The sequence below is a fragment of the Micromonospora sp. NPDC093277 genome (assembly GCF_044765245.1).
Taxonomy (GTDB): domain Bacteria; phylum Actinomycetota; class Actinomycetes; order Mycobacteriales; family Micromonosporaceae; genus Micromonospora.
On record NZ_JBIWJO010000002.1, the window covers coordinates 312,242 to 331,722 of the forward strand.

Annotated in this window: 21 protein-coding genes; 10 read left to right on the forward strand and 11 right to left on the reverse strand. The window is 72.4% G+C overall.

Going from position 1 to position 19,481, the window contains the following annotated elements; all coding sequences use genetic code 11:
* Window positions 1-45: 45 nt before the first annotated feature.
* Window positions 46-2,382: an endopeptidase La gene (lon, locus tag ACIRG9_RS06035; RefSeq protein WP_402850872.1), complete on the reverse strand. Its 2,337-nt coding sequence runs from the start codon at window positions 2,380-2,382 to the stop codon at window positions 46-48.
* A gap of 246 nt (window positions 2,383-2,628) precedes the next feature.
* Here lon and ACIRG9_RS06040 point away from each other — a divergent pair, with 246 nt between their 5' ends.
* Window positions 2,629-2,976, forward strand: coding sequence for an Lsr2 family protein (locus ACIRG9_RS06040; RefSeq protein WP_402850874.1), 348 nt, complete (start codon window positions 2,629-2,631; stop codon window positions 2,974-2,976).
* A gap of 202 nt (window positions 2,977-3,178) precedes the next feature.
* On the opposite strand, the gene ACIRG9_RS06045 is transcribed toward ACIRG9_RS06040, so the two are convergent.
* Entirely contained in the window at window positions 3,179-4,060 is an 882-nt protein-coding gene (locus ACIRG9_RS06045) for a hypothetical protein (protein WP_402850877.1), read from the reverse strand.
* Window positions 4,061-4,320: 260 nt separating this feature from the next.
* Between ACIRG9_RS06045 and ACIRG9_RS06050 the strand changes: the two genes are divergently transcribed.
* From ACIRG9_RS06050 to ACIRG9_RS06070, 5 genes are all read left to right on the forward strand, one after another.
* Window positions 4,321-4,566 (forward strand): hypothetical protein, encoded by a 246-nt coding sequence (locus ACIRG9_RS06050; protein WP_402850880.1) that lies wholly within the window; start codon window positions 4,321-4,323, stop codon window positions 4,564-4,566.
* 22 nt (window positions 4,567-4,588) lie between these two features.
* Window positions 4,589-4,978, forward strand: coding sequence for an Asp23/Gls24 family envelope stress response protein (locus ACIRG9_RS06055; protein ID WP_402851868.1), 390 nt, complete (start codon window positions 4,589-4,591; stop codon window positions 4,976-4,978).
* 21 nt (window positions 4,979-4,999) lie between these two features.
* A complete protein-coding gene (locus ACIRG9_RS06060) occupies window positions 5,000-5,518 on the forward strand; it encodes a hypothetical protein (RefSeq protein WP_402850882.1) in 519 nt (172 codons plus the stop codon).
* Complete coding sequence (locus ACIRG9_RS06065; RefSeq protein ID WP_402850885.1) at window positions 5,515-6,066, forward strand: hypothetical protein; 552 nt, start codon at window positions 5,515-5,517, stop codon at window positions 6,064-6,066. Before ACIRG9_RS06060 ends, ACIRG9_RS06065 begins: the two co-directional genes overlap by 4 nt.
* 66 nt (window positions 6,067-6,132) lie before the next feature.
* Window positions 6,133-6,849 carry a helical backbone metal receptor gene (locus tag ACIRG9_RS06070; protein WP_402850888.1) on the forward strand — a complete coding sequence of 239 codons (717 nt, stop codon included), beginning with the start codon at window positions 6,133-6,135 and terminating at the stop codon, window positions 6,847-6,849.
* 41 nt (window positions 6,850-6,890) lie between these two features.
* Here ACIRG9_RS06070 and ACIRG9_RS06075 read toward each other — a convergent pair whose 3' ends face one another.
* On the reverse strand, window positions 6,891-7,589 hold the full coding sequence (locus ACIRG9_RS06075) for a CBS domain-containing protein (RefSeq protein ID WP_402850891.1): 699 nt from the start codon (window positions 7,587-7,589) through the stop codon (window positions 6,891-6,893).
* A gap of 218 nt (window positions 7,590-7,807) precedes the next feature.
* Here ACIRG9_RS06075 and ACIRG9_RS06080 point away from each other — a divergent pair, with 218 nt between their 5' ends.
* Window positions 7,808-8,383: a hypothetical protein gene (locus tag ACIRG9_RS06080; protein WP_402850894.1), complete on the forward strand. Its 576-nt coding sequence runs from the start codon at window positions 7,808-7,810 to the stop codon at window positions 8,381-8,383.
* Between the two features lie 171 nt (window positions 8,384-8,554).
* The gene (locus ACIRG9_RS06085) at window positions 8,555-8,923 is read left to right on the forward strand and encodes an FKBP-type peptidyl-prolyl cis-trans isomerase (protein WP_402850897.1); all 369 of its coding nucleotides are present in this window, start codon (window positions 8,555-8,557) and stop codon (window positions 8,921-8,923) included.
* A 55-nt stretch (window positions 8,924-8,978) separates the two neighbouring features.
* Here ACIRG9_RS06085 and ACIRG9_RS06090 read toward each other — a convergent pair whose 3' ends face one another.
* From ACIRG9_RS06090 to pdhA, 5 genes are all read right to left on the reverse strand, one after another.
* Window positions 8,979-9,344, reverse strand: a complete 366-nt coding sequence (locus tag ACIRG9_RS06090; protein WP_402850900.1) for an STAS domain-containing protein — start codon at window positions 9,342-9,344, stop codon at window positions 8,979-8,981.
* Between the two features lie 181 nt (window positions 9,345-9,525).
* Complete coding sequence (locus ACIRG9_RS06095; RefSeq protein ID WP_402850903.1) at window positions 9,526-10,785, reverse strand: Ig-like domain-containing protein; 1,260 nt, start codon at window positions 10,783-10,785, stop codon at window positions 9,526-9,528.
* A 260-nt stretch (window positions 10,786-11,045) separates the two neighbouring features.
* Complete coding sequence (locus ACIRG9_RS06100; protein WP_402850906.1) at window positions 11,046-12,440, reverse strand: dihydrolipoamide acetyltransferase family protein; 1,395 nt, start codon at window positions 12,438-12,440, stop codon at window positions 11,046-11,048.
* Window positions 12,437-13,441 carry an alpha-ketoacid dehydrogenase subunit beta gene (locus ACIRG9_RS06105; protein ID WP_402850909.1) on the reverse strand — a complete coding sequence of 335 codons (1,005 nt, stop codon included), beginning with the start codon at window positions 13,439-13,441 and terminating at the stop codon, window positions 12,437-12,439. Before ACIRG9_RS06105 ends, ACIRG9_RS06100 begins: the two co-directional genes overlap by 4 nt.
* Window positions 13,441-14,640 carry a pyruvate dehydrogenase (acetyl-transferring) E1 component subunit alpha gene (pdhA, locus tag ACIRG9_RS06110; RefSeq protein WP_402851871.1) on the reverse strand — a complete coding sequence of 400 codons (1,200 nt, stop codon included), beginning with the start codon at window positions 14,638-14,640 and terminating at the stop codon, window positions 13,441-13,443. Before pdhA ends, ACIRG9_RS06105 begins: the two co-directional genes overlap by 1 nt.
* Before the next feature lie 72 nt (window positions 14,641-14,712).
* Here pdhA and ACIRG9_RS06115 point away from each other — a divergent pair, with 72 nt between their 5' ends.
* Window positions 14,713-15,219 (forward strand): Lrp/AsnC family transcriptional regulator, encoded by a 507-nt coding sequence (locus ACIRG9_RS06115; protein WP_402850912.1) that lies wholly within the window; start codon window positions 14,713-14,715, stop codon window positions 15,217-15,219.
* A 4-nt stretch (window positions 15,220-15,223) separates the two neighbouring features.
* On the opposite strand, the gene ACIRG9_RS06120 is transcribed toward ACIRG9_RS06115, so the two are convergent.
* Window positions 15,224-16,207, reverse strand: coding sequence for a DNA polymerase domain-containing protein (locus tag ACIRG9_RS06120; protein WP_402850915.1), 984 nt, complete (start codon window positions 16,205-16,207; stop codon window positions 15,224-15,226).
* A gap of 108 nt (window positions 16,208-16,315) precedes the next feature.
* Window positions 16,316-16,546: a hypothetical protein gene (locus ACIRG9_RS06125; RefSeq protein ID WP_402851874.1), complete on the reverse strand. Its 231-nt coding sequence runs from the start codon at window positions 16,544-16,546 to the stop codon at window positions 16,316-16,318.
* 275 nt (window positions 16,547-16,821) lie between these two features.
* Here ACIRG9_RS06125 and ACIRG9_RS06130 point away from each other — a divergent pair, with 275 nt between their 5' ends.
* Entirely contained in the window at window positions 16,822-18,432 is a 1,611-nt protein-coding gene (locus tag ACIRG9_RS06130) for a vanadium-dependent haloperoxidase (RefSeq protein WP_402850918.1), read from the forward strand.
* A 57-nt stretch (window positions 18,433-18,489) separates the two neighbouring features.
* Here ACIRG9_RS06130 and ACIRG9_RS06135 read toward each other — a convergent pair whose 3' ends face one another.
* On the reverse strand, window positions 18,490-19,242 hold the full coding sequence (locus ACIRG9_RS06135; RefSeq protein WP_402850921.1) for a BTAD domain-containing putative transcriptional regulator: 753 nt from the start codon (window positions 19,240-19,242) through the stop codon (window positions 18,490-18,492).
* Window positions 19,243-19,481: the final 239 nt, after the last annotated feature.

The window sequence follows — 19,481 nt, forward strand, 5'->3', positions numbered from 1 at the left end:
CCCCTGTCTCGGCACGAGGCGTCGACAGGGGGCCGTACTCCTGGCTCAGGCCGCGGCGAGTGGCTGGCCGCCCAGCGCTTCCGCGTCGACGTCGGCCGGGCGCAGCGCCAGGGCGAGCACGTCGGCGACGTCGGCGAGGGTGTGGATGGTCAGCGCCTCGCGTACCTCGGTGGGCAGGTCGTCGAGGTCCGGCTCGTTGCGCTTCGGGATGATCACCTCGGTCAGGCCGGCCCGGTGGGCGGCGAGCAGCTTCTGCTTCACCCCGCCGATGGGCAGTACCCGGCCGGAGAGGGTCACCTCACCGGTCATCCCGAACTCGGGGCGCACCGGCCGGCCCGTGACCAGGGAGGCCAGCGCCGTCACCATGGTGATGCCGGCACTCGGACCGTCCTTCGGCACCGCACCGGCCGGGACGTGCAGGTGGATCCGCCGCCCGGCGAGGGCGTTCGGGTCCAGCCCGAACCGCCGCCCGTTCGACCGCAGGTACGACCACGCGATGTGCGCGGACTCCTTCATCACGTCGCCGAGCTGGCCGGTCAGGGTCAGCCCCGGCTCGCCCTCCATGCTGGTCGCCTCGATGAAGAGCACGTCGCCGCCGGCACCGGTGACCGCCAGTCCGGTGGCCACGCCCGGCACCGCCGTTCGCTCCGCCGACTCGGGGGTGAACTTCGGCCGGCCCAGGTAGCGGGCCAGGTTGTCGTCGTCCACCCGGACCGGTGCCGGGTCGGTGGCCAGGGCCACGGCGACCTTACGCAGGATCTTGGCGAGGGCGCGTTCGAGCTGCCGTACGCCGGCCTCCCGGGTGTACTCCCCCGCGATCCGGGCCAGCGCCCCGTCGGCGACGGTCACCTCGTCGGGGGTCAGCCCGGCCCGCTCCCGCTGCCGGGGCAGCAGGTGGTCCCGGGCGATGGCCACCTTCTCGTCCTCGGTGTAGCCGTCCAGGGTGACCAGCTCCATCCGGTCCAGCAGCGGGCCGGGGATGGTCTCCACCACGTTGGCGGTGGCCAGGAAGAGCACGTCGGACAGGTCGAGGTCGACCTCGAGGTAGTGGTCGCGGAAGGTGTGGTTCTGCGCCGGGTCGAGCACCTCCAGCAGGGCCGCGGCCGGGTCGCCGGCGTAGCCGACGGCCAGCTTGTCGACCTCGTCGAGGAGCACGACCGGGTTCATCGAGCCGGCCTCGCGCAGCGCGCGGACGATCCGGCCGGGCAGCGCGCCGACGTAGGTGCGCCGGTGGCCGCGGATCTCCGCCTCGTCGCGGACGCCGCCGAGGGAGACCCGGACGAAGTTGCGGCCCAGCGCCCGGGCGACGGACTCGCCGAGGCTGGTCTTGCCGACGCCGGGCGGGCCGGCGAGGGCGAGCACCGCGCCGGAGCCGCGACCGCCGACCACACCGAGGTTGCGCTCCGCGCGCCGGTTGCGCACCGCCAGGTATTCCAGGATGCGGTCCTTCACGTCGGCCAGGCCGGCGTGGTCGGCGTCGAGCACGGCGCGGGCCGCGGCCAGGTCGGTGTTGTCCTCGGTCCGCGTGTTCCACGGCATCTCGAGGACGGTGTCGAGCCAGGTACGGATCCAGCCCGCCTCGGGCGAGGCGTCGCTGGCCCGCTCCAGCTTGCCGACCTCGTGCAGGGCCGCCTCGCGGACCTTCTCCGGCAGGTCGGCGGACTCGACGCGGGAACGGTAGTCGGCGGAGCCCTCCGGCTCGTCCTCGCCGAGCTCCTTGCGGATCGCGGCGAGCTGCTGGCGGAGCAGGAACTCCCGCTGGGACTTCTCCAGCCCCTCGCGGACATCGCTGTTGATCCGTTCGGTGACCTCCTGCTCGGCCAGGTGCTCCTTCACCCAGCCGACCAGCAGCTCCAGCCGGGCGGTGACGTCCGGCGCGGCGAGCAGTTCGGTCTTCTGCGCCAGGCTCAGCCAGGGCGCGTAGCCGGCCGCGTCGGCCAGTTCGGAGAGGTCGGTCATCCGTTCCATGGCGTCGATGACCTGCCAGGCGCCGCGCTGCTGGAGGACGGAGGTCATCAGCGCGCGGTACTCGCGGGCGAGTTCCCGGGCGCGGCCGGCCGGGGCGGGTTCGTCGAGTTGGGTCGCCTCGACCCAGAGCGCGGCACCCGGTCCGGGCACACCGGAGCCGATCCGGGCCCGGGCCAGGCCGCGGACCACGGCGGCGGGCTCGCCGCTGGGCAGCCGGCCCACCTTCTCGATCGTGGCGATCACGCCGACGGAGCCGTAGTCGCCGTCGATCCGGGGTACTGCGAGGAGCGTCTTGTCGCCGCTGGCGCGGGCCGCGTCGACTGCGGCCTGGGTGGTCGGGTCGAGGGTCACCGGGATGACCATGCCGGGCAGCAGGACGGCGTCGGTCAGCGGAAGTACCGGAAGAGTTGCCATCGAACACCTGCCATCATGTTGAGTTGAGCGTGTCAGACTCAAGTAACAAAGCGTTGCCCTTGTTCCGCCTTGTGACTCACGCCACTCCTCCAGCCCCTCACGGAGCGCACCGCGCGTGGGAACCGCCATTCCGGGCTACGGATTAGCCGACCCGCCGAATGGCGATCCGGCGGATATTGTTGCGAATTTGCCGCACCATAGGTCAAACTCTTAGCCACACCCCGCCCGACACAGGGAGCAATGGCGATGGCAAGGAAAGTAATCACCGTTCTGACCGACGACCTCGATGGCGGAAAGGCGGATCGGACCGTCGAGTTCGGCCTGGACGGCGTGGCGTACACGATCGATGTCTCCGATGAGAACGCCGGCGTTCTGCGCAAGGCCCTGGACCCGTACATCACCGCTGGCAGGCGGATCGGTCGCGGACCGGTGGAGAGCGTACGCGCGGCGCGCCGGACGGCCCGCCCGGCGACCTCCGGAATGGACCGCGAGCAGAACCGCGCCATCCGGGAATGGGCCGTGAAGAACGGCTACGAGATTTCCGAGCGGGGCCGGATCCCCGTGTCGGTGGTGGAGGCGTACAAGAACCGCTGAGCCGCCTGGTTCACCGTCGGGCACGCCGGGGTCACGCTGAGAAATCAGCTGGGCCCCGGTTGGCTTTTTCGTCGTTCACAATTTTCATCGATGACACGAGCGTTGGCATCCATTGCCACCGCGGCGCAGCGAGCCACGCCGCCATCGCCCGGACAGACCCGCCGTCCGCCAGCCCGGACGATCGATCAGGCCACGCGGTGGCTCAGTCCTCGCAGAGGTGATCGAAGGCGAAGCCGCCGTCGAAATCGTCGCGCCGTGCGGCCAGCCGGCGGACATGCTCGCGCAGCTCGTCCCGGTCGACCAGGTACGGCTCGACGGCGTCGAGGTCGCGCAGCCGTTCCCCCAGCGCCACGGCGGCCAGGTCCTCGGCGAGCCGGCCCGGGGCCACCCCGCAGGAGAACCGCTGCACGAAGAGGTTGACCCGTTCGACCAGGCACCGACCGGGCCGCACCTCGATCCAGCTCCACCCCTCGGCCGGGCCGCCCGTCCACTGCACGTGCAGGCCGCGCACGATCGGGTCGGCGAGACGTCGCTCGACGTACGCCTCGACGGCGGCGACCCGAGCCAGCGCCCCGAGGTCGTTCACCAGCCCGCTGCGGCCGTCGGGCAGCCGGCCGACGATCTCCCGGAACCCGACGGCGTCCCCGCTCTCCGGTCCCGAGCCGGCGGCGTAGCTCCGCGCGTCGATGACGTACTCGACGAGACGCCGGGCCTGTTCGGCACCGCGCAGCGCCGACGACTCGACCCGTAGCACCGGCAGGCCGACGGCGGCGCAGACCACGCTGGTCATCCGTTCGGCACGGCGGGCGGCGGAACCGGCGGGCGCCGGCGGGGCGAGCTGCACTGCGAAGACCGGACGGCCCGTGTCGGCCGCGCAGACCACCTGGTCGAAGCCCTCCCGGAGGGCGGTGCTCCACTGGTGCCCGGTGACGCCCTGCGGCCGCCCCTGCACCAGCTCACCCAGCCGCCGCGACGGGTACCCGACCTGACCGGCCCGGGTGAAGGGCGGGAGGCTCCCCGCCGTGATCGGACGCAGCCAGGAAGCCGCCACGCTGCCGCCGCTCGTCATCTTCCCCAGATCCATCCGTCGCTCGATCGACGCCCGAGTGTAGGCCGTCGATCATGGGCGCCGCGAACCCGGTGCGGGGTGGAACCGGTCGGTTCGGGGCGCCACCGGCCAGTTGGCCACCCCGGTGACGGGCTGGCCGGGTCGTACCCGTTCGTCGCCTTTCCGGTGGCCACCTGGCGGTCCGGTCGCCCCCTGTCGTCGACGCGATGACTGCGCGACGCGGGAACGGGTACGCGCCGCCCGTCCGGTCGATTCGCCACTGAGCGGAGGTGGGCATGACGCGGCAACAGTTCGGGTTCCTCGCCGGGTTCCTCCTGGTGGCGGTCCTGGCGCTCGGCGGGATCGGTGCCGCCGCGGCCGCCGCCCTGGCCGGGCTGGTCGGCTGGCTACTGATCCGGGTCGTCGACGGCGACGTCACCGCCTCCGGGTTCGCCGACCGGATCGGCCGCAATTCGGCCTCCGCGCCGCTGGGCGGCGTTCCGGACCGAACGCGGGCCGCTGGCGCGGACCGGCACCGGTGAACGGGGCGCGACGTTGACCACCATGCGGCGGCGCGGCGCGGCCATGGCCATGCCCGGGCCGGCGCCCGCTTTCGAGCCCGCCGTCCCGGTGCAACCGTGGACGGAGGAGCGGATCGCCCGGCTGGTCGAGGAGGCGGCGTCACGCACGCCGGCCGCCGCCGGCGCCGAGGCGACCGTCCGGGTGTGCGGCGGCGCCGCCCGGGTCGACCTGGACCTGGTCGTCGACCACGGCACCCACCTGGCGACGGTCGCCGAGGCGGTACGCCACCGGATCGGCGACCGGGTCGGAGCGGAGACCGGACTCACCGTCGAGGCGATCACCGTCACGGTGGTGGACCTGCGCCTGCCCGACCAGGCAGCCACCGCGCAGCACGAGCCGAGGGCCGACACGGACGCCTGGACGGCGACGTGAGCCCGGTGGCCGGAGGTTGAGGTGCGGACGGTCAACCGGCTCGCCACCCTGCTGCTCGCCGTCGCCCTGCTCGCCGGCGGTGCGCTCGTGGCGGTCGAGGCGCTACTCGCCGCGTTCGGCCACCCCGGCCCGCTGGTCCACCGGTGGTACGCCGTCCTGACCACCACCCGCTGGCAGGACGCCCCGGTCCGGGCGGTCGCCGCGGGCGTCGCCCTGCTCGGCCTGGTGGTGCTGGTCGCGGAGTTGCGCCGGTGGCGCCCCACCCGACTGCGGCTGACCGAGGACGACGGTTGGCATCTGCAACGCCGCTCGGTCGAACGGCGGCTGGCCCGGGCGGCCCGCGCCGTGCCGAGCGTCCGCCGGGCCCGGGTACGCCTGCGCCGGCGCGGGGACGCCTGGCGGCCCCGGGTGACCGCCACCGGCGACCCGGCGGCCCGTGCCGACGTCGAGTTCGCGCTGCGCTGGGAGCTCGACCGGCTGGCCGCCCCGCGCCGCGACCCGATCGAGGTCCGGCTCCTCCCCGAGCGGGGGATCACGTGAGCAACGCCGCCCACCGGCTGCTCTGGACGGTGCTCGCGCTGCTGCTCGTCGCGGCGGGCGCGACCGCGTCGGCGGTCGGGCTGGGTTGGCTACCGGGCGGCGGCAGCCCGTTGCTCGGGTCCGCGCCGGTCACCTGGTGGCGGGCCGGTACGCCGTGGAGCGCCCTCGCGGTGGCGGCGGGTGGGGTGCTGCTGGCCCTGCTCGGGCGGCGGCTGCTCGCCGCCGGTCTGCGGGTGCCGGGCCGGCTGACCGGCACCCTGACGCATCCGGGGGACGGTGGTGGGCGTACCCGGGTGGCGAGCGAGGTGCTCACCGACGCGCTGGAACGGGATCTGCTCCGGGCTCCGGGCGTGCACCGGGCCCGCGTGCTGCTCACCGGCCCGGCCGTCCGGCCGGACATCTGGGTCGAGGTGGGCCTGGACCCCGCCGCCGGTCTCGGCGCGGCCCGCGCCCAGGTGGACGCCGCGGTCCGGCGGTTCGCGGCGACGCTCGGCTGCCGTCCGGCGCACCTGGATGTGACGGCGGTGGTGGACGAGACGCCCCGCTGACCGCCCGCCCCGCGCCGGGCGTTCCCCCGTGAGCGAGGATGCTGCTCAGCGTGGAGAGGAGCGGCCGTGCGGGTGGTGTCACTGGTGCCGTCGTTGACCGAGGCCGTGGCGTTGACCCGGCCCGAGGTGCTGGTCGGCGCCACCGACTGGTGCACCCACCCGGCCGGGCTGAACGTCGCCCGGGTCGGTGGGAGCAAATACCCCGACCTGGATCGGGTGCTCGCGCTCCGCCCCGACCTGGTGCTGCTCAACGAGGAGGAGAACCGGCGCGCCGACGCGGACGCCCTGCGTGCGGCCGGCGTGCCGGTTCGGATCACCTTTCCCCGTACCGTCCCCGAGGCGCTGGCCCAGCTCGGTGAGCTGCTCGCCGCGCTCGGCGGGTCGGGCGAGCCGGACTGGCTGCGGGCTGCCCGGCGGGCCTGGGCCGGGCAGCCCGTGCCGGCGGCGCCACGCGGCGCGGTCGTACCGGTGTGGCGGCGGCCGTGGGTGGTCCTCGGCCGGGACACCTTCGCCGGCGATGTGCTGCGCCGGCTCGGCGTCGTCAACCAGTGGGCCGACCACGAGGACCGCTACCCGCGCCCAGGCCTGGAGGAGCTGCGCGCCCGGGCACCGGAACTGGTGGTGTTGCCGGACGAGCCGTACCGGTTCACCGCCGAGGACGGGCCGGAGGCGTTTCCCGGCGTACCGGCCGCGCTCGTCTCGGGCCGGCATCTGACCTGGTACGGCCCGTCGCTCGCGGAGGCGCCCGCGCTGCTCGCCGCCCAGCTCGCCCGGGCCGGCTGAGCCGGCCGACCCAGGGGTGGCGGGCCGGCCGGCGCCGACGGTCAGACGACCGGCGTGGCGTGCACCGGGTCCACCTCCCGGAGCGTGGTGTCGTCCACGTCGTACCCGATCGCGTTGTCGACCTGCACGACGCCGCTGACCTGGGCGGCGAGCCGGCCGGCGAGGTCGACGGCGCTGCGCCGGTCCAATCGGCCGTCCAGGGTGACCGCGCCGTCACGGACCTGGACGGTGACCAGGCCGTCCCGCACCGCGAGCACCCGGCGCAGCACCTCCTGCACCACGTCCTCGCGGATCTCGGCATCGGTGCGCAGATGCACCCGGAGCAGGTCGCTTCGGGTGACGATGCCGACCAGCCGGCCGAGGTCGTCCAGCACCGGCAGTCGCTTGACCACCTCGCGTTCCATCAACCGGGCCGCCGCCGGCAGCGCCGCCTGCGGATAGGTGGTCACCGCCGGCGCGGTCATCAGGTCCTTCGCGACCAGCGCGCCCGCCTTCTCCCGGGCGGTACGCCGGCGCCGGCCCTCGAAGACCCGCCGCTCGTCGAACTGCCCGGCCCGTTCCACCTTGTGCAGCAGGTCCGCCTCGGAGACCACGCCCAGTACCCGGCGGAAGTCGTCCACCACCGGCACGGCGCTGATGCCTCGCCGGATCAGCACGTCGACGATCTGCCGGTACGGGGTCTCCTCGCCCACCGTCGCGACGTCCTTGGTCATCACGTCGCCCACCTGCCATGTACGCATCACGACCTCCTCGGCCCGCTGTTCCACAACGACGTTAGGGCGGCGGCAACCACCGTGGTCAGAGGCGGTCGGCAGGCCGGGAAAGGCCGACCGGACCGGGCCCGAAGGGGTCCAAGGTCCCGGTCCGGAGCGGCCCGGTCGGCCCTGCCGCCGAGGACGCCCCGGAGGTGGAATGAATGTGCCACCGGAAAGGCGCGGTGCGAACCACCAGAAGGGACGTGGAGACCATGACCGCGACGATCGAGCGGATCAACGCCAACACCATCGCTCCGGCGGTTCGGACCACCCGCGAGGCCGAGACCACCCGGCAGCGAGCCGCCCGGTACGTCTTCGCCGGACTGCGGATCGCCCTCGGCTGGATCTTCCTCTGGGCCTTCCTGGACAAGATGTTCGGCCTGGGACACGAAACCGCGGCGAAGAACGCCTGGATCAACGGCGGCAGCCCCACCAAGGGCTTCCTGGCCTTCGGCACCAAGGGCCCGCTCGAGGGCTTCTACCACGGCATCGCCGGGGCGGCCTGGGCGGACTGGATGTTCATGACCGGGCTGGCGGCCATCGGCGTGGCCCTGATCGTCGGCGTCGGGATGCGGGTCGCCGCGGTCGCCGGTGGGCTGCTGATGGTCATGATGTGGACGGCCGTGCTGCCCCCCGCCAACAACCCCTTCATGGACGACCACCTCATCTACGCGGGTCTGCTGGCCGGCCTGGCCCTGGTCGGCGCCGGCAACACCCTCGGGCTCGGTCGGGCCTGGGCGAACCTCCCCATCGTCCAGCGGCTCCCCTGGCTCAAGTGAAGTGAACGATCCGGCAGCACCCATCGGGCGGGCGTCACCGAAGGTGGCGCCCGCCATCTCGTCCGCCCACCGGTCCCCGCCTCCGACAGGCGGGGACCGGCGCGTATCGGCCGGCCGCGATCCGGCAGGATCGACGGAGACCCACATCCGGAACCACCGAGGAGACCCGCTATGGAGAAGCCTGAGGTTGGCCCGATCGAGGGCGAAGCGCCCGCCGATCTCGTCATCGAGGACATCACGGTCGGCGAGGGCCCGGAGGCCCGCCCCGGCCAGCACGCCAAGGTGCACTACGTCGGGGTGGCCCACTCCACCGGCCGCGAGTTCGACGCGTCGTGGAACCGGGGTGACGCGTTCGAGTTCCCGCTCGGCGGCGGGCGGGTCATCGCCGGCTGGGACCAGGGCGTCGTCGGCATGAAGGTGGGCGGCCGGCGCAAGCTGACCATCCCGCCGCACCTGGGCTACGGAAACCGGGGTGCCGGCGGTGCCATCAAGCCGGGCGAGACCCTGGTGTTCGTGGTCGACCTGCTCGGCGTCCGCTGAGCCGTCACTGATCCACCCGGGGCTGTCGGTCCGGCCGGCGGCCCCGGGCCGCCGGTCAGGCCGCCGCCAGCTCCACCGGCCTGGGCGCACCCGCCCGCGCCGACTCGTGGATCGGCATCACCCGGTGCAGCCCGGTGGCGCGCAGCACCCGGGTCACCACCGGATCGGGGTCGACCAGCACCAGCTCGCCACCGCGGGCCCGGATCCGCAGGTGCGCCGCGACCAGCGCCCGCACCCCGGCGGCGGAGAGCACCCGGACGCCGGAGAGGTCCAACCGCAGCATCGGCCGTGCCGGGGCGGCCCAGAGCGCGGCCCGGAACGCCCCGACCGTGGCGATGTCGATCTCACCCACGGCGCGGACGTCCACCACGTGGTCACCGACGCTGATCTGCACGTCGAACCGGTCGCTGCGCTGTCCCATGCCGGCAAACCTATCCGTCGGGACCGACATTTTCGGCCGCCCGGACCCGGGATCCGGGAACGTCCCGGGTAGACCCCGAGAGACTCAGGGTGGCCCCGAGACGCCCGCGTCGCCCCGGCCCGAGCACGGCGGGGACGGCCCGCCACTGGCGAGCCGTCCCTCGGTCGTTCCCCCAGGTCCCTCAGCCGCCGCTGATCGACGGTGCGGGTGCGGGTGCCGAACCGCCGGCCACCGCGCCCGGGTGCGGCGTCGCGCTCTGCGTGGGCTTGAGCCCGGCCGGCACCGGCAGCGCGCTGCCCTTGGCGAAGTCGTCCCAGCTGACGTTCCAGGCCGTGAAGCCGTTGCCCTGGTCCAACTTCACCTCGGTGCCCTTGACCGTCACCAGGTCGCCGACCTGGGTGATGCCCATCAGCCAGTGCGCGTCAACGGACGAGACGTTGGTGCAGCCGTGTGAGGTGTTGGTACTGCCCTGCTCCCCCTCCGACCACGGCGCGGCGTGGATGAACTCGCCGCCCCAGGTGAGCCGCTGCGCATCATCGACGTCGACCACGTAACCGCCGGCCGGGTCGCCCCGGGTGTCGAAGGTGGTCCGGTCGAACTTCTCCATGATCACCATGTTGCCGCTGGAGGTCGGTGTGCTCTCCTTGCCGAGACTCACCGGGATCTTCTTGACCAGCTTGCCGTCCTGGTAGACCGACATCTGCTTGGTGGCGTTGTCGATGTCCATCGAGACCTGCCGGCCGACCTTCGAGGTCCCGGAGTGGTCCGCGTCACCGACGGCGTCCTTGCCGATCGGCAGCCCCTGCAGGGCACTGCGCACGCTGATCTTCGTGCCCGGCTTCCAGAAGTCCGGCGCGCGGTATTCGACCTGTTTGCCATCCGCTACCCACGACCAGGTGCCCGGCTGCGGCGGATCGGTTTTCACGAACAATCGCCGCTGTACGTCCGCCCTGGCCTCCTTCGGAATCGGCGGGTCGAATGCGACGACCACCGGCATCGCCGTCCCGTACGTCTGTTTGTCGGTGAAATAGAGTTCACTGGTGATCGCCGGTTTGGTCGACTTCGCCGACGTGGTGAACGTCGTCTTCTGTGTGGTCGTCTTTCCGGAGTCGCCGGTCGCGGTCACCTCCGCGGTGTAGGTTCGGGAATTCTGCAACGGCTTGTTCGGCACCCAGCTCGAGCCGTCCTCCCGTGGCTCGGCCGGGACCTGCGCGCCCTTGTCGTCGGTGAGTCGGACCGCGGTGATCTTCCCGCCGCTGACGGTGGTGCCCACCTCGGCGCTGATCGGCACGTCCTTGGTGCTGTTCGCAGGTGTCACGGTCACCGACGGGGGCTTCTTCTCCGACTTCGTCAACTTCGGCCCGGCCGTGCAGCCGGCGACAACCAACGGCGTGGTCGCCATGGTTACCGCCAATAGCGTGAATCGTCGCCTCACGTCCATATTCGGCCCCCCATTTCCACTCCCCCTTTGGCCACATTCTGTACGGCGCTTCCCAGGCCCACGGCGCTCTTCCCCGAGAAATGCTCGCCAAACCAGGGGTAACTGTCGCCGATGCGCCGGGCAGGTCGTTGCGGGGAGGTGATGTCCCGAATGGGCGCCGGTGATGTTCGGCGTGCCGGAGAGGACCGGTGGGTCCCGGTTTCCGGGAGACACGACGGGGCCGGTCACCCCACAGTGAGGGTGACCGGCCCCGGCCGGGTTCAGACGTTCGCCACCAGCAGCGCGGGCTGCTCCACGCAGTCCGCGACGTGGCGCAGGAAGCCGCCGGCCACGCCGCCGTCACAGACCCGGTGGTCGAAGGTGAGGCTGAGCTGGGTCACCTTGCGGACCGCGAGCTGCCCGTCGACCACCCAGGGCTTGTCCACGATCCGGCCGACGCCGAGCAGCGCCGCCTCCGGGTGATTGATGATCGGAGTGGAGCCGTCCACCCCGAACACCCCGTAGTTGTTGAGGGTGAAGGTGCCACCGGTCAGCCGCGCCGGCGGGAGGGTGCCGGCCCGGACGGCGGTGGTGGTCTCCACCAGCGCGGCGGCCAGCTCCCGGGTGGTCAGTCGCTGGGCGTCGCGAAGCACCGGGACGATCAGGCCCCGGTCGGTTTGCGCGGCGATGCCCAGGTGCACCCCGGCCGACTGGACGATCCGCTGCCCCTCGGTATCCACGTGCGCGTTGAGCTGCGGATACTTCCGCAGGCCGCTGAGGCAGATCCGGGCCAGCAGGGCCAGGATGCTGACCGGCGAGTCCGGAGCGGCCGCGTTGATCGCGGCCCGGGTCTCCAGCAGCCCGGTGGCGTCCACGTCCACCCAGATGGTGACCTCGGGGATCTCCCGCCGGCTGCGGGAGAGCTTGTCGGCGATCGCCTTGCGGATGCCGGTGAGCGGGATGACCACGTCACCGCCGTCGATCGGGGCGAGCCCGACGTGCGCCTCCGGGGCGTCCGGCACGGCGGCGAGCACCGCCGGGGCGGCCGAGGCGGACTCCACGTCGGCACGGCGGATCACCCCGCCGGGCCCGGTGCCGCGCAGCGCGGCCAGATCCACGCCGCGTTCCCTGGCCAGGCGCCGGACGATCGGCGAGATGACCAGGAAGGCGCGCCCGTCGGTGCCAGCCGGACCGCCGGCCGCCGGGGTGCCTCCGGCGGCCGACGATCCGACGTTCTGGGCCGGGCCGGCGGCAGCCGACGCAGCGGTGGTGGTAGTGGGCTCCGGGGCGAGGGCCAGCCGGGGCCGGCGACGCCGCCGGCCCGAACCGCCGTGGCCGGTGCCGTACCCGATCAGGACGTTGCCGGAGCCGGCACGCTCCTCCTCGCGGTAGGTGGCGTGCGGGTCCTCCCCGTCCGAGCCGTCCAGCGGCGCGATGGTGATCAACGGCTGGCCGACCGGACGGACCTCGCCCGCCGCGCCGTGCAGGGCCACGACCCGCCCGGCGTACGGGCAGGGCACGTCGACGACGGCCTTGGCGGTCTCCACCTCGACGACGGTCTGGTCCACGGTGACCACGTCACCGACGGCGACCCGCCACTCGACGATCTCCGCCTCGCTCAGCCCTTCCCCGAGGTCGGGCAGGAGGAAGTCCCGGGTCTGCTGCGCGGTCGTCATGCCGCCACCCAGCGTGCGTCGGGCTGGTCGTCCCACTGCAGGCGGGCCACGGCGTCCAGCACCCGGTCCACCGAGGGCAGGTGGGTGTGCTCCAGCATCGGCGCCGGGTACGGGATGTCCAGGCCGGACACCCGCAGCACCGGGGCGTGCAGCGCGTGGAAGCAGCGCTCCTGCACCCGGGCGGCGATCTCCGCGCCGACCCCGGCGAAGCCCTGTGCCTCCTGGATCACCACGCACCGGCCGGTCCGGCGGACCGAGGCGGTGACCGTGGCGTCGTCGAACGGCACGATGGTGCGTACGTCAACGACCTCCAGGTCCCAGCCCTCCTCGCGGGCGGCCTCGGCCGCCTCCAGGGCGACCGGCACCGCCGGGCCGTACGCGACCAGGGTGGCGTCGGTGCCGGCGCGGCGTACGACGGCCTGGCCGAACGGCGCGGTACGGGCCGGCAGCTCCGCCTCGGCACTGGAGAAGTAGAGCTTCTTCGGCTCCATGAACACGACCGGATCCGGGTCGTCGATCGCCTCGCGCAGCAGCGAGTACGCGTCCTCGACGGTGGCCGGGGTGACCACCTTCAGGCCCGGGGTGTGCGCGTAGTACGCCTCGGAGGAGTCGCAGTGGTGCTCCACCCCGCCGATGCCACCGGCGTACGGCACCCGGATGACGATCGGCACGCTGAGCGCACCCCGGGTGCGGTTGCGCAGCTTCGCCACGTGCGAGGCGATCTGCTCGAACGCCGGGTACGCGAACGCGTCGAACTGCATCTCGACCACCGGCCGCAGCCCGGACATGGCCAGGCCGACGGCGAAGCCGACGATGCCGGCCTCGGCGAGGGGGGTGTCGAAGCAGCGCTTGTCGCCGAACCGGGCCTGGAGGCCGTCGGTGATCCGGAAGACGCCGCCGAGCTGCCCGACGTCCTCGCCGAAGACGACGACCCGCTCGTCGGCGAGCATCGCGTCGGCGAGCGCGGCGTTGAGCGCCTTCGCCATGGTCATGGTGGCCATCAGGCGTCCCCCTCCTGGGCGGCGGCCAGCTCGGCGCGGACCTGCTCGCGCTGCTCGACCAGCTGCGGGGTCGGCTCCGCGTACACGTGGTCGAAGAGGCTCATCGGGTCGACCGTGGGCTGGGCGTTCATCCGGTCGCGCAGCGCGGCGGCGTACGCCTCGGCCTCGTCCGCGATCGCGGCGACGGCGGCGTCGTCCAGCACCCCCTGACCGCGCAGGTACGCCTCCAGCCGGGCGATCGGGTCGCGGTCCCGCCACGCCTCGACCTCCTCGGCGTCCCGGTAGCGGGTCTGGTCGTCGGCGTTGGTGTGCGGTTCCATCCGGTACGTGTGCGCCTCGACCAGGAACGGCCCCTTGCCGGACCGGGCGTGCTCCACCGCGCGGGTCAGCACCGCGAGCACGGCCATCGGGTCGTTGCCGTCGACCTGCTCGCTCGGCACGCCGTAGCCGACGCCCTTGTAGGCCAGGCTCGGCGCGGCGGTCTGCCGGGACAGCGGGACGCTGATCGCGTACTTGTTGTTCTGCACGAAGTAGACGACCGGGGCCTTGAACACGGCGGCGAAGTTGACCCCCTCGTGGAAGTCGCCCTCGCTGGTCGCGCCGTCGCCGATGAACGCCAGCGCCACGGTATCCCGCCCCTGGTACGACTCGCCGTAGGCCAGGCCGGCGGCGTGCACGCACTGGGTGGCGAGCGGGGTGCACTGCGGCGCGGTGTGCCGGGCGGCGGAGTCGTACCCGCAGTGCCAGTCACCGCGCAGCAGGGTGAGCACCTCGACCGGGTCGATGCCCCGGGCGGTCAGCGCCATCGACTCGCGGTAGGTGGGGAAGACCCAGTCGCTGTCGCGCAGCGCCAGCACGCCGCCAACCTGGCACGCCTCCTGCCCTCGCGAGGACGGGTAGACGGCGAGGCGGCCCTGCTTGGTCAGCGCGGTGGCCTGGACGTCGAAGCGGCGGCCGACGACCATCCGCCGGTACATCTCGCGCAGCGCCTCGACAGGCGGCTCCGGGTAGTCGTCGCGGGCCGGCAGCGGGCTGCCGTCCGGGTTCAGCAGCCGGACCGGCTCGGTGCGCGGCAGCAGGCCGGCCGACGGGTCGGGAACGGCCGGGTTGGTCTTCCGGCGAGTGCGGGGGGATGCCCTGCGGACCGCCTGGGGTGTGGTCGTCACGGCGAGGACCTCCTGGACTTGTGGTGGTCCTATGCTCACGCCCTCGGATGATTGACTCAAGTTCGCGGTTGAACGTGGGACGAATGGCAGGACGAGGAGCGATTCATGAGCCAGGAGACCAACCCCGTAGCGGGCGCGGCGGGCGGAACGGGACGTTCGGCCGGCCCCCTCGACGAGGTGGACCGGCGGATCCTGCGCGAACTGGTCGACGACGGCCGGCTTTCCGTCCGTACGCTGGCCGAACGGGTACACGTCTCGCGCACCAACGCGTACGCCCGGGTGGAGCGCCTGTTGCGGGACGGGGTGATCACCGGGTTCCGGGCCCGGGTGGCGCCGGAGCCGGCCGGGCTGGGCACGTCGGCGTACATCGCCTTGACCATCGAGCAGAACACCTGGCGCGAGGTGTCGGCCGAGCTGGCCCGGGTGCGCTACGTCGAACACGTGGCGCTGCTCAGCGGCGAGCACGACGTACTGGCCCTGGTCCGCGCGCCGGACAACGCCACGCTGCGGGACGTGGTGCTGGAGCGGGTGCAGAGCATCGCCGGGGTGCTGTCGACGCGTACCTGGCTGGTCTTCGAGGAGTTCGACGGGACGCAGAGCCCCTGGCCGTAGCGGGTCAGCGTTCGGGCGGGGACTCCAGCCCTTCCCGGTCGGCCAGTTCCAGCAGCGGATCGAGGGAGAACCTGCGGTCGTCCAGGCCCGCGTGCGGGTCGGCGCGCTCGGCGAACCGGGCCGGCAGGCTCAGCACGTCGAAGTCCTCCGGCCGGGCGTCGTCCAGCTCCGACCAGTCGAGTGGGGCGGAGACCAGGGCACGCGGGGTGGGCCGGATCGAGTACGCCGACGTCATGGTGTGGTCGCGGGCCATCTGGTTGTAGTCGACGAAGACCGGCCGGTCCCGCTGCTCCCGCCACCAGGTGGTGGTGACCAGGTCGGGCCGCCGGCGCTGCATCTCCCGCCCCAGGGCCAGCACCGCCCGCCGACACTCGCCGAAGCCCCACCGCGGCTCGATGGACAGGTAGACGTGCAGGCCCCGGCCGCCGGTGGTCTTCGGGTAACCGACCAGCCCCAGCTCGTCGAGGAACGCCCGTACCTCGTGGGCGACCGGGACCACCTGGGCGAAGTCGACGCCGGGCATCGGGTCGAGGTCGATGCGGAGCTGGTCGGGGTGCTCCACGTCGCCGGCCGAGACCGGCCAGGGGTGGAAGCGCAGGGTGCCCAGGTTGGCCGCCCAGATCACCACGGCCAGTTCGCTCGGGGCCACCTCGTCGGCGGTCCGGCCGCTCGGGAAGGTGATGTGCGCGGTGCGCACCCAGTCGGGCGCTCCGGCCGGCAGCCGCTTCTGGTAGAACGCGTCGCCACGGTTGCTCTGCCGGGTGGCGATCTTCGCGCCCTCGAACACCCCGCGGGGCCACCGCTCCAGCATGGTCGGCCGGTGCCGGAGCGCGCGCAGGATGCCGTCGCCGACGGCGAGGAAGTAGCGGACCACGTCCAGCTTGGTCAGCCCGCGCTCAGGGAAGTAGGGCTTGTCGGGGCTGGAGACGCGGACCAGCCGCTCCCCCACCTGGATCTCCTCGGCCGCCGTGGTCGCCACGCTCCACACCGTAGCGGGCGGCGGGCCGCCCGGGCCGTCCGTCGGACGAGATGTTCCGCGCCGTCGGCGGGTCCGGCCGCTGCCCCCGCCGGGCAGCGGCCCCGGTTGCGTCCGCGGTCAGCGCCCCTCCTGCTGCATCCGCGACATGAGCATCTGCTTGCCCTGGTCACCCGCCTTGCGGTTGTTCTCCTGGATCTTGCGGAACCAGTTGGCGAGTTCCGTGTCGCCCCGCGCGTCCGCGTCGGCGATGTAAGTGTCCATCCGGTAGATGTTCTCCAACGACATCTGCACCGTGTGGATCAGGTCGTAGTTCTTGTCCCGCACCGGGCTCATCTGTTCCTTGGTCATGGTCGCCACGACGCACCTCCCTGTCTCGGCTCCGGTCGCGCCAGCGCTTACCCGCCCACGGGCGGTTCACGCGGCACCCCGACCCGGTCCTCAATAACGGCTCCGTGGCAGGGCCGTAGCCGGGCCATAGCGAGCTGGCCCAGGCTCACGGCGGACGCGACCTTCCCGCGGCCGTTCCGGGTCTCTCACCGAGGAGTTCCATGGGCAGGCTCAGCACAACGAGACGGTGCGGTGCACTGGCACTGACCGCCGCAGCTCTCAGCACCGTCGCCATCGTGCTCCCGACCACTGCGGCGCACGCGGCGGCACCCAATGATCACGTCCTGTACTGGAACGACGTTCTGATTCGTACGTACCGCCAGGTTGGCGGAGCTCCGGGGCCGCTGGCGCGCGCCGGCGCCATGCTGCACGGCGCGATCTACGACGCGACCAACTCGGCTCTGTGCGCGGCCGGTGACGCCCAGTGCATCGGCCAACCGTACCGGGTCAAGGTCGCGCCCACGCCCGGCGTCGTGCCGGACCTCGCGACCGCCATCGACTACGCCGCCTACGACACGCTGCGCAGCGTGTACCCGGCCGTCAACTTCGATGCCGACCTGGCCAACGCGCAGGACGGGACGGCCAGCTCGCCAGCCCAGACCGACGGTCGGCGGATCGGCTCGGCGAGCGCACAGGCGATGATCAGTTTCCGGGCCAACGACGGGGCGCCGGACACCTCGACGTTCCCGTTCAGCGATACACCCGGAGTGTGGCGACCGACCGGCTCCGGTCCCGCCGCGACGCCCAGTTGGGGCCTGGTCAAGCCGTTCGCGATGACCTCCGGCGCCCAGTTCCGGCCGGGCCTGCCGGCGGGCTACTCCAACATGGCCGACCTGCTTGCCAGCTCCCAGTACGCGGCTCAGGTCAACGAGGTGCAGGACCTCGGCCGGTACAACAGCGCGTCCCGGACCGACGACCAGACGCAGGCCGCCTGGTTCTGGGCCAACGACCTCGACTACCTCACGTACAAGCCACCAGGTCAACTCTTCGCCCACACCCAGATCGTGGCGAAGTCGGCGAAGCTGACCCAGGCCGGGAACGCCCGGCTCTTCGCCCTCGTGGCGATCGCGCTGGCCGACGCCGGCATTGTGGCGTGGGATGCGAAATACCAGACCCCGATCGCCCTGTGGCGGCCGGAGAGCGCAATCCAGCTCGCGGCCACCGACGGCAACCCCGCGACCAGCCCCGACGCCGCCTGGAAACCGCTCTCGGCCGACGACAAGGGGGTGAATTTCTCGCCACCGTTCCCGGCATACACCTCCGGGCACGCCACGTTCGCCGCGGCGTGGTCGGCCGCGATGAGGGGCTTCTTCAAGACTGACGAATTCTTCTTCATCGCCACCACCCAGGATCCGCACGCGGTGGGAGTCACCCGGCCCTTCGCCACCTTCAGCGCCGCTGCCACGGAGAATGCCCGCAGCCGCGTCTACCTTGGTGTGCACTACCAGTGGGACGCGGACGCCGGGATGTCGTCGGGGACTGCGATGGCGGACTACGTCTCCGCGAACTTCCTGCGCCCCACCACCTCGTACACCTTCGACGGGTTCTACCTCAATGGCAGAAAGGTCGGCGACTACACCAACGCCGCACCGCCAAAGGCTTTCACGTTCGGGTTCGCCATCAAGAACTCCGCCGGGCAACCCGTGACCGACCCGGGCGCCGTCGTCGGCACGTCGTGGAACGGCCATCCCGGGGGAACGGTGTCGACGTCGGTGTACAACCCGGCCACCGGGCGATACGAGGTCGGAACCAACGTCAACCGGTTGTGCGACGGGCCGCAGGTCCTCTCGGTCCTGCTCCGGGACGGCTCGACCCACTCGATCACCGTTGACTGCGACGTCGTCTGATCGTCGTCTCGACGGACACGCGGGCGGGGGCTCGGCTTCCGGGTCCACGCCCGCGTGTCAGCATCTCCCTGGTGGTGACACGCCCAGGGCCTCAAGCTGATGGCGTACGTCGCGGAGCAACTGTTCGGTCAGCCGCAGGCAATCGAGCGTCGTCGCGAGGGATCTCCCGTCGACCATCGACGGCGCGGTCGGCACGTCCCCGAGCAGGTCGCGGTACGCCGCCACCAGTTCCCGGCCCGGGTCCAGGCCAAGTTCCTCTCGAAGGAGCCGGCGAACCCGGTGATAGGCGGCGATCGCCTCGCCCCGGCGGCCAGCGCCGTGCAGTGCCACCACCAGATGCCTCCAGAACGTCTCCCGCAACGGATGCTCCGCGACCAGCTCGGTCAACGTAGGGATGACCTCCTGGTGCCGACCCCGTAACAGCTCCAACCCGCACAACTCACCGAGCACGTCGAGCCGCTGCTCCTGCAGTTGGACCGCGGCGACCCGGGCGAACGGCGCATCGACGTTGCACAACGGTGGCCCGTGGTGCAGCTTGAGCGCCTCGCGGAGCAGTGCCACGGCCGAGTCGAGCTGGCGAGCCGTGCTCAGCGCCCGGCCGCGCCGCACGAGTTGGTCGAACACGTGAACGTCGATCTCGCCAGGTTGGGTGTGCAGGGAGTAGCCGGCCGGATGCGTGCGGATCTCGACCCCGCCGATGGGCCGGAAGGTGGCCCGCAGGATGGAGATCTGGGCCTGCACCTGGGTCCGCACGGTCCGCGGCGGAGTCTCGCCCCAGACCGCCTTGACAATCTGGTCCGTCGGAACCAATGAGCCGTTGTTGACGAGCAAAAGCGCAAGCACCGACCGTAACCGGTTGCCACGTATGGGGAGCGACCTGTCCCCGGGCCCCACGGTCAGCGGGCCCAGGAGCCGAAACCTCATGGGCGGCGAGGTCGGAGAGGAAGGTAAGCCGACCGGAAAATCTGAAACCCCTGCATGCCGTCCCCCGTCACGCATAGCGACATCAACAATCGCGGGCGTAACAGTAAGAGATCTTCGATGTGTCG

What these genes read in the sequence shown, in the direction of transcription:
- lon (WP_402850872.1), bottom strand. Translation starts at nt 2,382, where the DNA reads ATGGCAACTCTTCCGGTACTTCCGCTGACCGACGCCGTCCTGCTGCCC.
- ACIRG9_RS06040 (WP_402850874.1), top strand. Translation starts at nt 2,629, where the DNA reads ATGGCAAGGAAAGTAATCACCGTTCTGACCGACGACCTCGATGGCGGA.
- ACIRG9_RS06045 (WP_402850877.1), bottom strand. Translation starts at nt 4,060, where the DNA reads ATGGATCTGGGGAAGATGACGAGCGGCGGCAGCGTGGCGGCTTCCTGG.
- ACIRG9_RS06050 (WP_402850880.1), top strand. Translation starts at nt 4,321, where the DNA reads ATGACGCGGCAACAGTTCGGGTTCCTCGCCGGGTTCCTCCTGGTGGCG.
- ACIRG9_RS06055 (WP_402851868.1), top strand. Translation starts at nt 4,589, where the DNA reads ATGCGGCGGCGCGGCGCGGCCATGGCCATGCCCGGGCCGGCGCCCGCT.
- ACIRG9_RS06075 (WP_402850891.1), bottom strand. Translation starts at nt 7,589, where the DNA reads ATGCGTACATGGCAGGTGGGCGACGTGATGACCAAGGACGTCGCGACG.
- ACIRG9_RS06085 (WP_402850897.1), top strand. Translation starts at nt 8,555, where the DNA reads ATGGAGAAGCCTGAGGTTGGCCCGATCGAGGGCGAAGCGCCCGCCGAT.
- ACIRG9_RS06090 (WP_402850900.1), bottom strand. Translation starts at nt 9,344, where the DNA reads ATGGGACAGCGCAGCGACCGGTTCGACGTGCAGATCAGCGTCGGTGAC.
- ACIRG9_RS06095 (WP_402850903.1), bottom strand. Translation starts at nt 10,785, where the DNA reads ATGGACGTGAGGCGACGATTCACGCTATTGGCGGTAACCATGGCGACC.
- ACIRG9_RS06100 (WP_402850906.1), bottom strand. Translation starts at nt 12,440, where the DNA reads ATGACGACCGCGCAGCAGACCCGGGACTTCCTCCTGCCCGACCTCGGG.
- ACIRG9_RS06105 (WP_402850909.1), bottom strand. Translation starts at nt 13,441, where the DNA reads ATGGCCACCATGACCATGGCGAAGGCGCTCAACGCCGCGCTCGCCGAC.
- ACIRG9_RS06115 (WP_402850912.1), top strand. Translation starts at nt 14,713, where the DNA reads ATGAGCCAGGAGACCAACCCCGTAGCGGGCGCGGCGGGCGGAACGGGA.
- ACIRG9_RS06125 (WP_402851874.1), bottom strand. Translation starts at nt 16,546, where the DNA reads ATGACCAAGGAACAGATGAGCCCGGTGCGGGACAAGAACTACGACCTG.